The following is a 13,543-nucleotide window of genomic DNA, read 5'->3' on the forward strand; positions in this document are numbered from 1 at the left end:
GGGGCCGCGGCCCCTTTTTTTATGTTGCGTCGCTCAGTGGCGGCCGGTGCTGCCGAAGCCGCCTTCGCCGCGATCGCTTTCCGCGAAGTCGTCGACGATATTGAACTGCGCCTGCACGACCGGCACGATCACGAGTTGCGCGAGCCGTTCGAACGGGTTCAGCACGAACTCGGTCTGGCCGCGGTTCCACGTCGAGATCATCAACTGGCCCTGGTAGTCGGAGTCGATCAGGCCGACGAGGTTGCCGAGCACGATCCCGTGCTTGTGGCCGAGGCCCGAGCGCGGCAGGATCAGCGCCGCATAACCGGGATCGGCGACGTGGATCGCGAGGCCGGTCGGTACGAGCGTCGTTTCGCCCGGCTGCAGCGTGACCGGTGCGTCGAGGCATGCGCGCAGGTCGAGGCCGGCGCTGCCGGTGGTCGCGTAGGCGGGCAGGTAGTCGCGCATGCGCGCGTCGAGAATCTTCAGGTCGAGTTTCATGCGGTCGTCGAATCGGTCGGGAAGGGCGCGGCGGCGACAGCCGCCGCGCGGGAGATCAGATCAGGCGGTTGTCGGGCAGGCGCTTCGCGATTTCCGCGACGAGCGCATGCGCGAGTTCGTCCTTCGGCGCGCGCGGCAGGCGTGTGAGGCCGGCGGCTTCGAACAGCACGACTTCGTTGTCGTCGCGACCGAACGTCAGCGGCCCGAGGTTGCCGACGAGCAGCGGCACGTTCTTGCGTTTGCGCTTCTCGTCGCCGTGCACGTCGAGGTCGCCGCTTTCGGCCGCGAACCCGACGCAGAACGGCGGATCGGGCAGCGCCGCGACCGACGCGAGGATGTCGGGGTTCTCGACGAATGCGAGCGCCGGCATCTTGCGGTCGGCCGTCTTCTTCATCTTGTGCTCGGCCGGCTGTGCGACGCGCCAGTCGGCGACCGCGGCCACCGCGATGAAGATGTCGGCATCGGCGACGGCATGCATCACCGCGTCGTACATCTGCTGCGCGGTTTGCACGTCCTGGCGGTAGACGCCCCACGGTGTGTCTAGCGCGACCGGCCCCGCGACGAGATGCACGTCGGCACCGGCCTGCTGCGCGGCGCGCGCGAGCGCGAAGCCCATCTTGCCGCTCGAGCGGTTCGTGAGGCCGCGCACGGGGTCGAGCGGTTCGAACGTCGGGCCGGCCGTGATCAGCACGCGCCGGTGCGCCAGCACCTTCGGCGCGAAGTGCGCGACGATCGCTTCATAGATCGCCTCGGGCTCGAGCATGCGGCCGTCGCCGACTTCGCCACACGCCTGCGCGCCCGAATCGGGGCCGAGCACCGACACGCCGTCCGCGCGCAGTTGCGCGACGTTGCGCTGCGTCGCCGGGTTTTGCCACATCTGGCGGTTCATCGCGGGAACGACGAGCAACGGACAGTCGCGCGCGACGCACAGCGTCGACAGCAGATCGTCTGCGAACCCGTGCGCGAGCTTCGCGAGGAAATCCGTCGACGCGGGCGCGATCATGATCGCGTCGGCTTCGCGCGACAGGTCGATGTGCGCCATGTTGTTGTCGATGCGCGCGTCCCACTGGCTCGTAAAGACGGGCCGGCCCGACAACGCCTGCATCGTGACGGGCGTGATGAACTGCGTGGCGGCTTCGGTCATCGCGACCTGCACGGTCGCGCCGGCCTTCGTGAGCAGCCGCGTGAGCTCGGCGATCTTGTAGCAGGCGATGCCGCCCGTCAGGCCGAGAACGAGGTGTTTTCCTGCGAGTTCTGCGTGTGCCAACTCAGGCCTCCAAGGGTCAAACGGGACGGCCGGCGCGAGGCCGGCCGTCGACGCCGAGTATGCGCGCCTAGCGCGAGCCGCGCACGCGACGCAGTTCGTCGTAGATCAGCAGCACCGCGCCGACCGTGATCGCGGAATCGGCGAGGTTGAACGCCGGGAAGTGCCAGGCGCCGAGGTGGAAATCGAGGAAGTCGATCACGTGGCCGTAGACGAGGCGGTCGATCACGTTGCCGAGCGCGCCGCCGAGGATCAGCGCGAGCGACACGCTGAACAGCCGCTGGTGGCCGTGGCGCTTCAGCAGGAAGCAGATCACGAGCGTCGCGCCGATGCCGAGCGCGGTGAACGCCCAGCGCTGCCAGCCGTTCGCGGTCGACAGGAAGCCGAACGCGGCGCCGCGGTTGTACACCAGCACGAGGTTGAAGAACGACGTCAGCGCATGCTGCGCGCCATACGCGAACGTTTTCAGGATCGCGATCTTCGACAACTGGTCGAACAGGATCACGATCAGCGAAATGCCGAGCCAGGGCGCGAGCGCGCCGCTGGCCGGTTTCGACAGGGTTTTCGCCATAGTTAAGCAGCGCTCCGGATTTCGCCGTTTTCAAACAGGTTCGAGAAGCAGCGGCCGCACAGCGTCGGATGATCGGCGTGCGCGCCGACATCCTCGCGGTAGTGCCAGCAGCGTTCGCACTTCTGGTACTTCGACGCGGCCACGTCGACGCTTTCCTGCGCTTCGTCGCCGACCTCGACGACCGTCGCGGCCGACGTGATCAGCACGAACTTCAGGTCTTCACCGAGGCTCGTGAGCGCGTCGTAACGCGCGCCGCTCGCGTGCACGGTCACTTCGGCCTGCAGCGACGAACCGATGCGGTTCGCGGTGCGCGCTTCCTCGAGCGCCTTCGTCACGTTGCCGCGGACGTCGCGCAGCAGCGCCCACTTGTCGATCAGCGCGGCCGAGCCGGCGACTTCCGGATACGCGTAGTAGGTTTCCGTGAAGATCGTTTCGCTGGCCGGCTGGAACACCTTCCACGCTTCTTCGGCCGTGAACGACAGGAACGGCGCGAGCACGCGCAGCAGGCCGTGCGTCAGGTGGTACAGCGCCGTCTGCGCGGAGCGGCGTGCGCGCGAATCGGCCGCGCTCGTGTACAGGCGATCCTTCAGCACGTCGAGATAGAAGCCGCCGAGATCTTCCGAGCAGTACGTCTGCAGCTTCGCGACGACCGGGTGGAATTCGTACTTCTCGTAGTGGCCGAGCAGTTCCGTCTGCAGTTGCTGCGAGAACGCGACCGCATAGCGGTCGATCTCGAGCCATTCGTCGACCGGCACCGCGTGCTGCGCGTAGTCGAAGTCCGACAGGTTCGCGAGCAGGAAGCGCAGCGTATTGCGGATGCGGCGATAGCCTTCGGTCACGCGCTTCAGGATTTCCTCGGAGATCGCGAGCTCGCCCGAATAGTCGGTCGACGCGATCCACAGGCGGATGATTTCCGCGCCGAGGCGGTTCGCGACTTCATGCGGGTCGATGCCGTTGCCGAGCGACTTGCTCATCTTGCGGCCTTCGCCGTCGACCGTGAAGCCGTGCGTGAGCAGGCCCTTGTACGGCGCGCGGCCGTCGATCATCGACGCGGTCAGCAGCGACGAGTGGAACCAGCCGCGATGCTGGTCCGAGCCTTCCAGATACAGGTCGGCCGGGAACTGCAGTTGATCCTTGTGCGAGCCGCGCAGCACGTGCCAGTGCGTCGTGCCCGAGTCGAACCACACGTCGAGCGTGTCGCGGTTCTTTTCGTACAGGTTCGCGTCGTCGCCGATCAGCTCGCGCGGGTCGAGCGTCTGCCATGCCTCGATGCCCGACTGCTCGACGCGCTTCGCGACTTCCTCGAGCAGTTCGAGCGTGCGCGGGTGCAATTCGCCGGTTTCCTTGTGCACGAAGAACGCCATCGGCACGCCCCACTGGCGCTGGCGCGACAGCGTCCAGTCGGGACGGTTCGCGATCATGCTGAACAGGCGCTGCTTGCCCCACGACGGGTAGAACGCGGTCGCGTCGACGCCTTCGAGCGCCGTTTCGCGCAGCGTCTTGCTGCCGTCGCGCGGCGTCACGTCCATGCCGGCGAACCACTGCGACGTCGCGCGGTAGATGATCGGCGTCTTGTGGCGCCAGCAGTGCATGTAGCTGTGCGTGTACTTCTCGCTGCGCAGCAGCGAGCCGGCCGCGTTCAGCGCTTCGACGATCTTCGGGTTCGCATCCCAGATCGACAGGCCGCCGAACAGCGGCAGCGATTCGATATAGCGGCCGTCGCCCATCACCGGGTTGATGAAGTCCGAGTCGGTCATCCCGTGCGCCTTGCAGGACATGAAGTCCTCGATACCGTACGCGGGCGACGAGTGCACGACGCCGGTACCGGTGTCGGTCGTCACGTAGTCGCCGAGGTAGACGGGCGCGGTGCGCTTGTAGCCGGGGTGGGCCGATGCGAGCGGGTGGTGGAAGCGCAGGTTCGCGAGCTTCACGCCCGGTGCGGTCGCGACGACGCGGCCTGTCAGCTTGAACTCTTCCATGCACGCGGCGACGCGCTCTTCGGCGATGATCAGCAGCCCGCGCTCGGTGTCGACCAGCGCGTAGACGATTTCCGGATGGAGGTTCAGCGCCTGGTTCGCCGGAATCGTCCACGGCGTGGTGGTCCAGATCACGATGCCGCCTTCGGCGCGCGGCAGTGCCGGCAGGCCGAACGCCTGCGCGGTCTTTTCCGGTTCCGCGAATGCGAACATCACGTCGATCGTCGGATCGGTGCGGTCCTTGTACTCGACTTCCGCTTCGGCGAGCGCCGAGCCGCAGTCGAAGCACCAGTTCACCGGCTTCAGCCCGCGATACACATAACCCTTCTCGATGATCTTGCCGAGCGCACGGAGCTCTTCCGCCTCGTTGACGAAGTTCATCGTCTTGTACGGATTGGCCCAGTCGCCGAGCACGCCGAGGCGCTTGAAGCCGACCTTCTGCTTCTCGATCTGTTCGGTCGCGTACGCGCGCGCCTTGCTCATCACTTCGGCCGCCGGCAGCGACTTGCCGAACTGCTTCTCGATCTGGATCTCGATCGGCATCCCGTGGCAATCCCAGCCCGGCACGTACGGCGCGTCGAAGCCGGCCATGTTGCGCGACTTGACGACGATGTCCTTCAGGATCTTGTTGACGGCGTGGCCGAGGTGGATGTCGCCGTTCGCATACGGCGGGCCGTCGTGCAGGATGAACTTCGGCCGGCCCTGGCTGGCCGCGCGGATCTTGTCGTAGAGGCCGCGCTCTTCCCATTCCTTGACCCACTGCGGCTCGCGCTTGGGCAGGTCGCCGCGCATCGGGAACGGCGTGTCGAGCAGGTTGACCGGATACTTGGCCTGCGGTTTCGAATCGGCTTTCTTGTTGCTCATGATGGGATCGCTATCAAATCGGAGGACGCTCGTGCGTCGTGAATCGGGGATGCGCGCGCGTGTGCGACGCGTGGGTGCGGCGCGGGGCGCCGCCGTCCGGATCAGCTAATTCGGTCGGTTGCCGACGTCGCGAAGCCCGTTGCGCGGCTACCCGGCGCACGGTCGCGCTCGATGAAGTACGCGCGCGCATTCGCGACGTCCAGCGCGATCGCGCGCGACAGTGCCTCGAGATCGTCGAATTTCGCCTCGTCGCGCAGCTTCTTCAGAAATTCGACGCGGATGAGCTTGCCGTACGCATCGCCGTGCCAGTCGAGCAGGTGGACTTCGAGCAGCACGCGGCCCGAATCGTCGACGGTCGGGCGCAGGCCGAGGCTCGCGACGCCCGGCAGCGGGTCGGGGCCGAGGCCGTGCACCTGCACGACGAAGATGCCCGCGAGCGCCGGCCGCTTGTGCGCGATCGGCAGGTTCAGCGTCGGGAAGCCGAGGTCGCGGCCGAGCTTCAGCCCGTGCGCGACGTGGCCGCTGATCGCATAGCCGTGGCCGAGCGCCTGCGCGGCCGCGTCGAGATCGCCGGCCGCCAGCGCGGCGCGCACGCCCGAGCTCGAGATGCGCGTGCCGTCGCTGCCGGCCACCGTGCCCATCTGTTCGACCTCGAAGCCGTACTGCTCGCCGGCCGCCTTCAGCGTGTCGAACGTGCCAGCGCGCTTCGCGCCGTAGCAGAAATCGTCGCCGACCATCATCCAGCGCGTGTGCAGCCCGTTCACCAGCGTGCGCTCGACGAACGCTTGCGGCGTCTGGCTCGCGAACGTGTGGTTGAAGTGCTCGACGACCACGCGGTCGACGCCGTGATCGCGCAGCGCCTCGAGCTTGTCGCGCAGCATCGCGATGCGCGGCGGCGCGCCGGCCGGGTTGAAGAATTCACGCGGGTGCGGCTCGAAAGTCATGACGCACACGGGCAGGCCGCGTGCGTCCGCTGCCGCGCGCACGCGCGCGAGCAAGGCCTGGTGGCCGCGATGGACACCGTCGAAGTTGCCGATCGTCAGCGCGCACGGGGCGCGGCTCTCGGCGTTGGGCAGGCCGCGGAAGACTTTCACGATAGCGGATGCAGCGTCGGGGAATGGGCGGTGGGATGCCGCAAAGCAGAAGATTATAAACGTTCGGGCGGGCCGGCGGCCGAGAAGGGGGGAAACGCGGGGGCGAATGGTAAAATTCGCGGATGAAAAAACTCGTGATCCTGATTTCCGGTCGCGGCAGCAACATGGAGGCCATCGTCCGCGCGTGCGCGCAGGAACGCTGGCCGGCCGAGGTCGCTGCCGTGATCGCCAACCGGCCCGATGCGGCCGGCCTGGCTTTTGCCGCGTCGCACGGGGTAGCGACCGCGGTGGTCGACCACCGGTCGTTCGACGGCCGCGACAGCTTCGACGCGGCGCTCGCCGCCGAGATCGACCGTTTCGCCCCCGATCTCGTGGTCCTCGCGGGCTTCATGCGCATCCTCACGCCGGCATTCGTCAGACGATACGAAGGCCGGCTGCTGAACATCCACCCGTCGCTGCTGCCGAGCTTCAAGGGCATCCACACGCACCAGCAGGCGCTCGATGCGGGCGTCGCGCTGCATGGCGCGAGCGTGCACTTCGTGATTCCCGAGCTCGACAGCGGCGCGATCGTCGCGCAGGGCGCGGTGCCCGTACGAGCGGGCGACGATGCGGCCGCGCTCGCGCAGCGCGTGCTGACGGTCGAGCATGTGCTGTATCCGCGCGCGGTGCGCTGGTTCGTCGAGGGGCGTTTGCGCCTCGAGGACGGCCGGGCAGTGGTGGCGCCGGAAGAGGCGCGCTGGATTTTCGCGGATCAACCGCATACCGAAACGAGTGAGGGCGTATGAAGCTGCACGGATTCCTGATCGGCCAGACCGAGACTTTGCTGGCCGAGGTGCTGAAGTTCGCCGGCCCCGCCGACGCGACGACGAGCCGGTTCTTCCGCGCGCACCCGAAGCTCGGGCATGCCGAGCGGGGCGTGATCGCCGAGGCCGTCTTCGCGGTGCTGCGCCGGAAGATGGAGTTTTCGCATCTGGCCGAGAGCGGCACGGGCACGCCCGCGCGGCGCCTCACGCTGCTCGGCCTGATGCAGACGGCCGGCCGCAACGCGCTGAGGCCGTTTTTGTCCGACACCGAGTCCGCGTGGCTCGAGCACGTGTCGAAGATCGATCCGGCGAGCCTGCCCGTGCGCGTACGCACGAACCTGCCCGACTGGATCCACCAGGCGCTGTCGGCCCGTTTCGATGCCGAGGAGCTCGCGCAGCTCGCCGCCGCGCTGAACTACCCGGCGCCGCTCGATCTGCGCGCCAACGCGCAGAAGGCAACCCGCGACCAGGTGATCGACGCGCTGCGCGCGAACGGCATCGATGCGGGCGCGATGCCGTTTGCGCCGTTCGGCGTGCGCGTGGTCGGCAAGCCGGCGCTGACGCGCCTGAAGCTGTTCGAGGAAGGCCAGATCGAGGTGCAGGACGAAGGCAGCCAGCTGCTGTGCTCGCTGGTCGCGCCGCGCCGCGGCGAGATGGTCGTCGATTTCTGCGCGGGCGCGGGCGGCAAGACGCTCGCGCTGGGCGCGATGATGCGCTCGACCGGGCGCCTCTATGCGTTCGACGTGTCGGAAAAGCGTCTCGCGAAGCTGAAGCCGCGCCTTGCGCGCAGCGGGCTGTCGAACGTGAACCCGGTGCTGATCGACAGCGAGCACGACGCGAAGATCAAGCGGCTCGCCGGCAAGATCGACCGCGTGCTGGTCGACGCGCCGTGCAGCGGCCTCGGCACGCTGCGCCGCAACCCGGACCTGAAGTGGCGCCAGACGCGCACGGCGATCGACGAGCTGACGCCGAAGCAGGCGTCGATCCTCGCGAGCGCCGCGCGCCTCGTGAAGAAGGGCGGCCGGCTCGTCTACGCGACCTGCAGCGTGCTTGACGCCGAGAACGAGCGCATCGTCGAGCAGTTCCTGGCCGACCATCCCGAGTTCGTGCTGGTGCCCGCGCAGAAGGTGCTGGCCGACCAGCGCATCGAGCTCGAGACGGGCGACTACCTGTCGCTGTGGCCGCACCGTCACGCGACCGACGGCTTCTTCGCCGCGGTGCTCGAACGGCGCGCGCAGTAACGGCGGCCCGCACGGACGATGGAGAATCTGCAGAGCCGCCTGCTGTCGCACCGACTGGCATCGGTGATTCGCGACTTTCACCAGCCGGTGATGATCTGGCAGGCGGCGATCCTCGTTGGGGCGCTGTGCTTCGCGTGGGTGGCCGCGCGCTTCGTGCACGGCCGGATCGATGCGCGCCGTCGGGCGGCCGGACGCGCGCCCGGCGCGGGCGCGCAAAGCCTGAAGCGCGCGTTGTTCCCGTTGTTCGGCGGCATCTTCGTGGGAGTTGCGCAGCTCGCGTTCGACCCGTTCATGTCGACGTCGCTGCTGTCGCTCGCGCTCGTGCCGTTGTTCGGCATCGGGCTGATCTACGTGCTGTTCTTCTTCGCGCGGCGCGTGTTCGCGCGCGACGGCCACACGCATGCGTGGCTGTCGATCGTCGAGAAGATCGTGTCGACCGCCGTGTGGGCCGCGATGGTGCTGACCGTGCTCGGCATCCAGCGCGACGTGCTCGGCTGGCTCGACAGCGTGCAGTTCCGTGTCGCCAATGCGCATCTCACGCTGCTGTCGCTGATCTCCGGCGCGCTGTGGGTCTGCGTGACGCTGATGGTCGCGATGTGGCTCGGCTCGGTGCTCGAGGAGCGCCTCACGCGCGCGAGCACGCTCGACGCGAACCTGAAGGTCGTGCTGTCGCGGGTCGGCCGCGCGCTGCTCGTGTTCGCGGCGATCCTGATCGGGCTGTCGCTGGTCGGCATCGACGTGACGGTGCTCGGCGTGTTCGGCGGCGCGGTCGGCGTCGGCCTCGGCTTCGGGCTGCAGAAGATCGCGAGCAACTACGTGTCGGGCTTCATCATCCTGCTCGACCGCTCGCTGCGGCTCGGCGACGCGATCAGTGTCGGCGGGCTGCAGGGCATCGTCACGCAGATCCGCACGCGCTACACGGTCGTGCGCGGCCTCGACGGCAACGAGACGCTGATCCCGAACGAGAAGCTGATCACCGACGTCGTGCAGAACCAGTCGTCGTACCTGACGCGCGGTTACGCGAAGGTCGCGGTGCAGGTCGCGTATACGAGCGATGTCGAGCACGCGCTCGCGTTGCTTGCCGATGCCGCGAAGGGCGTGCCGCGCGTGCTGGCGGAGCCTGCGCCGACCCCGTATCTGGTGAGCTTCGGTGCGGACGGGATCGACCTGGAACTCGGCTTCTGGATCGAGGATTCGGCGAAAGGCACGTCGGGCGTGCGTTCGACCGTGAACCGCAATATCTGGCGGCTGTTCAGCGAGCACGGGATTTCGATTCCGTTTCCGCAGCGCGAAGTGCGCGTCGTCGGGCTGCCGGACGGTTTTGCCGGCGCGGGCGCTGCGGCCAGCGATCCGGCGGCCGGCAACGGCACGGTGGACGGGCGTGCGCCGGCTGCGTAGCGCGCCGGTCGTCTATCGTATAGACCCAGCGGTCGGAACCGGATCGCGGGCCTTTCCAGGTCCGCCCGTGGACTGTTCCGGTTGCGCCAGGGCAAGAAAATATTCATTTTTTACAAAGACTTGGAACGGTTGAAGTAAAATCCAAGTCTATTCGCGGTATGCTTTCATTTTTCTGACGCCTGCGCGAGCCGGCGCCGCTCTCATCACAGGTAACTGCCTTGTTGAATTCCCTGCTCGATTTTCTTTCCCACGGGCTTCTGCATTTTTCGTGGTGGCAGGTCGCGCTGTTCGCGCTCGCCGTCACGCACGTCACGATCATCGGCGTGACGGTCTACCTGCATCGCTGCCAGGCGCACCGCGCACTGGAGCTGCATCCGATCGCGAGCCACTTCTTCCGCGTCTGGCTGTGGATGACGACCGGCATGCTGACTGGCCAGTGGGCCGCGATTCACCGCAAGCACCACGCGAAGTGCGAGACCGAGGAAGATCCGCACAGCCCGCAGACGCGCGGCATCTGGAAGGTGTTCCTCGAGGGCGCCGAGCTGTATCGCGCGGAAGCGAAGAATGAAGAGACGATGCGCAAGTTCGGCCACGGCACGCCGAACGACTGGATCGAACGCAATCTCTACTCGAAGTACCCGATTCTCGGCATCAGCCTGATGATGGTGATCGACGTCGCGTTGTTCGGCGTGCTCGGCCTGACCGTGTGGGCCGTGCAGATGGTCTGGATTCCGTTCTGGGCGGCGGGCGTCGTCAACGGCTTCGGCCACTTCTGGGGCTACCGCAACTTCAACTCGGCCGACGCGAGCACGAACCTGTTCCCGTGGGGCATCGTGATCGGCGGCGAAGAACTGCACAACAACCACCACACGTTCGCGACGTCGGCGAAGCTGTCGAACAAGTGGTACGAGTTCGACATCGGCTGGATGTACATCCGCATCATGTCGGCGTTCGGTCTCGCGAAGGTGAAGAAGGTTGCACCGACGCCGCGCCTGAACAAGCCGAAGACGGTGCTCGACCAGGAAACGCTGCAGGCCGTGCTGTCGAACCGCTACGAAGTGATGGCGCGCTACGGCAAGGCCGTGAAGCGTGCATACCGCCAGGAGCTCGCGCACCTGAAGGAACTCGGTTCGAGCGAGAAGTACCAGTTGATGCGCGGCGCGCGCAAGTGGTTCCACAAGGACGCCGACGGCCTCGACGAGCCGCAGAAGAAGCTGCTTCCGGAAATCTTCGCGAACAGCCAGAAGCTGCACACGTACTTCCAGTTGCGCCAGGATCTTGCCGCGATCTGGGATCGTTCGACCGCGTCGCGCGAACAGCTGCTCGCACAATTGCAGGATTGGTGTCATCGCGCGGAACAAAGCGGCATCAAGGCGCTGCAGGAATTCGCGACGCGCCTGCGTCGCTACGCCTGATTCGAAATCGATTAGAATCTCAGGACGTCACAAACCCCGCGTTGGCGGGGTTTTTTCATTTGGGCCGCCGGTTTTTGACGGACGCGATCGGCAGGGCCGGAATTTGTGTGAGGCTTGGGGCGGCGGCGCAACGGTGCCCCGGGGCGAGCGAAGAGGATGGGATCGGAGTAGTGTTGAAGCGCTGATTCTGGTGACCGCGAAGCATGGGACTGGAGTAAGTGCTAAGGCACTAACTCCGGTCGACCGCGAAGCATGGGACCGGAGTAAGCGCTAAAGCGCTAACTCTGGTCGACAGGAGATATGGAGATGCAATCGACGATCAAACCCGTCGAGTACGACCGGCCCGTCGCAGCAGGGACCGTGTGCGGCGTGGGACAGGCGTGGGCCAAGGTGCCCGATGCGCCGTCCCCCGAGGAACGCGCTGCGCTGAAGGCGCGCATCAAGGCGCTGCTCGTGCGTGAAAAGGCCGTGCTGGTCGCACACTACTACGTGGACGCGGAACTGCAGGAACTCGCCGACGAAACCGGCGGCTGCGTTGCCGATTCGCTTGAAATGGCCCGCTTCGGCCGCGATCACGATGCGCAGACGCTGGTCGTCGCCGGCGTGCGCTTCATGGGCGAAACCGCGAAGATCCTGAGCCCGAACAAGCGGATCCTGATGCCCGATCTCGATGCGACCTGCTCGCTCGACCTCGGCTGCCCGGTCGATGAATTCTCGGCGTTCTGCGATGCGCATCCCGACCGCACCGTCGTCGTCTACGCGAACACCAGCGCGGCCGTGAAGGCACGCGCGGACTGGATGGTCACATCGTCGATCGGCCTCGAGATCGTGGCCGACCTGCACGCGCGCGGCGAGAAGATCATCTGGGCACCCGATCGCCATCTCGGCAGCTATATCCAGAAGAAAACCGGCGCGGACATGCTGCTGTGGCAGGGTTCGTGCCTCGTCCATGACGAGTTCAAGGGTATCGAGCTCGATCTGCTGCGCGCCGAATACCCGGACGCGAAGGTGCTCGTCCATCCCGAATCGCCGGAAAACGTCGTTGCGCAGGCCGATGTCGTCGGCTCGACCACGCAACTGATCGACGCGGCCGTCAGGTTCGACGCGACGCGCTTCATCGTGGCGACCGATCTCGGCATCCTGCACAAGATGCAGCTCGCGGCGCCCGGCAAGACCTTCATTGCAGCGCCGACGGCCGGCAACAGTGCGACCTGCAAGAGCTGCGCGCACTGCCCGTGGATGGCGATGAACGGCCTTGCGAACCTCGCCGACGTGCTCGAACGCGGTCACAACGAGATCTTCGTTGATCCCGCGATCGGCGAGCGTGCGCGTTTGCCGATCGACCGGATGCTCGATTTCGCGGCCGCGCACAAGAAGCGCGTGCAGGCGAGCGGCGATCTGCAGCGCGACCAGCAATTGTTTGCGAACGTGGGGGCTGCATGACGAACGGCCTCCATGCTCACGTTCGTTCGCTGCCCCCCGAGGGGGCGGCCGCCTTCCTTGGTGGCGGCCCGGCGGAACGCGGCACGACGAGTGCTGTCTCCCCGCTGTTCGACATCGTCCGCGAGCAATACGGCGCGGCATTCGACGACGCGATCGCGCGCAACGTTGCCGATGCGATCGCGGAAGACGTCGGCGCCGGCGACCAGACCGGGCGGCTCGTACCGGCCGGAGGGCGTCGCCGCGCGCGCATCATCGTGCGCGAGGAAGCCGTACTGTGCGGCGTGCCGTGGTTCGAGGCCGTGATCGGCCGGATCGATCCGGCGATCGCCGTGCAATGGCACTACCGCGAAGGCGACCGGATGACGCCCGATTCGACTGTCTGCGAACTCGAAGGGCCGGCGCGTGCGCTGTTGACGGCGGAGCGCAACGGGCTGAACTTCCTGCAACTGCTGTCGGGTGTCGCGACCGCGACGCGCCGTTATGTCGATCGCGTCGAAGGCACGCGCGCGAAGATCCTCGATACGCGCAAGACGCTGCCAGGCCTGCGGCTCGCGCAGAAGTACGCGGTGCGCGTCGGCGGCGGCGAGAACCAGCGTCTCGCGCTGTACGACGGCATCCTGATCAAGGAGAACCACATCGCAGCGGCGGGTGGTGTCGGCGAGGCGCTCGACGCGGCGTTCGCGCTCGATTCGGGCGTGCCCGTGCAGGTTGAGGTCGAGACGCTCGCGCAGCTCGACACGGCGCTCGCGCATCGCGCGCAGTCGGTGCTGCTCGACAACTTCACGCTCGACATGATGCGTGAAGCGGTGCGCGTGGCGGCCGGCAAGGCCGTGCTCGAAGTGTCGGGCGGCGTCAATTTCGATACGGTGCGCGCATTCGCGGAGACGGGCGTCGATCGCATCTCGATCGGTGCACTGACGAAGGACGTACGCGCGACGGACTATTCGATGCGGATCGTCGACTGACCGAGCGTCGTACGATCAGACAAAAAAGC

The 13,543-nt window shown here is 66.8% G+C and carries 11 protein-coding genes; 6 read left to right on the plus strand and 5 right to left on the minus strand.

The genetic code is table 11. The annotated features are described in order from the left end of the window. Positions 1 to 33: 33 nt before the first annotated feature. The 5 genes from dut to JYG32_RS18020 all read right to left on the minus strand — a co-directional run bounded on the left by dut (position 34) and on the right by JYG32_RS18020 (position 6,249). Entirely contained in the window at positions 34 to 480 is a 447-nt protein-coding gene (dut, locus tag JYG32_RS18000) for a dUTP diphosphatase (protein ID WP_174380059.1), read from the minus strand. Positions 481 to 535: 55 nt separating this feature from the next. Continuing rightward, positions 536 to 1,747, minus strand: a complete 1,212-nt coding sequence (gene coaBC / locus JYG32_RS18005; RefSeq protein WP_213264270.1) for a bifunctional phosphopantothenoylcysteine decarboxylase/phosphopantothenate--cysteine ligase CoaBC — start codon at positions 1,745 to 1,747, stop codon at positions 536 to 538. Positions 1,748 to 1,814: 67 nt separating this feature from the next. Continuing rightward, positions 1,815 to 2,315 carry a signal peptidase II gene (lspA, locus tag JYG32_RS18010; protein ID WP_111016291.1) on the minus strand — a complete coding sequence of 167 codons (501 nt, stop codon included), beginning with the start codon at positions 2,313 to 2,315 and terminating at the stop codon, positions 1,815 to 1,817. A gap of 2 nt (positions 2,316 to 2,317) precedes the next feature. After that, positions 2,318 to 5,155, minus strand: coding sequence for an isoleucine--tRNA ligase (gene ileS / locus JYG32_RS18015; RefSeq protein WP_213264271.1), 2,838 nt, complete (start codon positions 5,153 to 5,155; stop codon positions 2,318 to 2,320). Positions 5,156 to 5,256: 101 nt separating this feature from the next. Beyond that, positions 5,257 to 6,249 (minus strand): bifunctional riboflavin kinase/FAD synthetase, encoded by a 993-nt coding sequence (locus JYG32_RS18020; RefSeq protein WP_174380062.1) that lies wholly within the window; start codon positions 6,247 to 6,249, stop codon positions 5,257 to 5,259. Between the two features lie 122 nt (positions 6,250 to 6,371). Between JYG32_RS18020 and purN the strand changes: the two genes are divergently transcribed. The 6 genes from purN to nadC all read left to right on the plus strand — a co-directional run bounded on the left by purN (position 6,372) and on the right by nadC (position 13,514). Further along, on the plus strand, positions 6,372 to 7,034 hold the full coding sequence (purN, locus tag JYG32_RS18025) for a phosphoribosylglycinamide formyltransferase (protein ID WP_213264272.1): 663 nt from the start codon (positions 6,372 to 6,374) through the stop codon (positions 7,032 to 7,034). Then, positions 7,031 to 8,293, plus strand: a complete 1,263-nt coding sequence (locus JYG32_RS18030) for an RsmB/NOP family class I SAM-dependent RNA methyltransferase (RefSeq protein WP_174380063.1) — start codon at positions 7,031 to 7,033, stop codon at positions 8,291 to 8,293. The genes purN and JYG32_RS18030 overlap by 4 nt, the downstream gene beginning before the upstream one ends. Before the next feature lie 18 nt (positions 8,294 to 8,311). After that, entirely contained in the window at positions 8,312 to 9,691 is a 1,380-nt protein-coding gene (locus JYG32_RS18035) for a mechanosensitive ion channel family protein (RefSeq protein ID WP_213264273.1), read from the plus strand. Positions 9,692 to 9,909: 218 nt separating this feature from the next. Next, entirely contained in the window at positions 9,910 to 11,106 is a 1,197-nt protein-coding gene (locus tag JYG32_RS18040; RefSeq protein WP_174380065.1) for a DesA family fatty acid desaturase, read from the plus strand. 306 nt (positions 11,107 to 11,412) lie between these two features. Beyond that, a complete protein-coding gene (nadA, locus tag JYG32_RS18045) occupies positions 11,413 to 12,549 on the plus strand; it encodes a quinolinate synthase NadA (RefSeq protein WP_174380066.1) in 1,137 nt (378 codons plus the stop codon). Then, on the plus strand, positions 12,546 to 13,514 hold the full coding sequence (gene nadC / locus JYG32_RS18050; protein ID WP_249744564.1) for a carboxylating nicotinate-nucleotide diphosphorylase: 969 nt from the start codon (positions 12,546 to 12,548) through the stop codon (positions 13,512 to 13,514). The genes nadA and nadC overlap by 4 nt, the downstream gene beginning before the upstream one ends. Positions 13,515 to 13,543: the final 29 nt, after the last annotated feature.

Source organism: Burkholderia pyrrocinia, assembly GCF_018417535.1.
Lineage (GTDB): Bacteria > Pseudomonadota > Gammaproteobacteria > Burkholderiales > Burkholderiaceae > Burkholderia > Burkholderia pyrrocinia_E.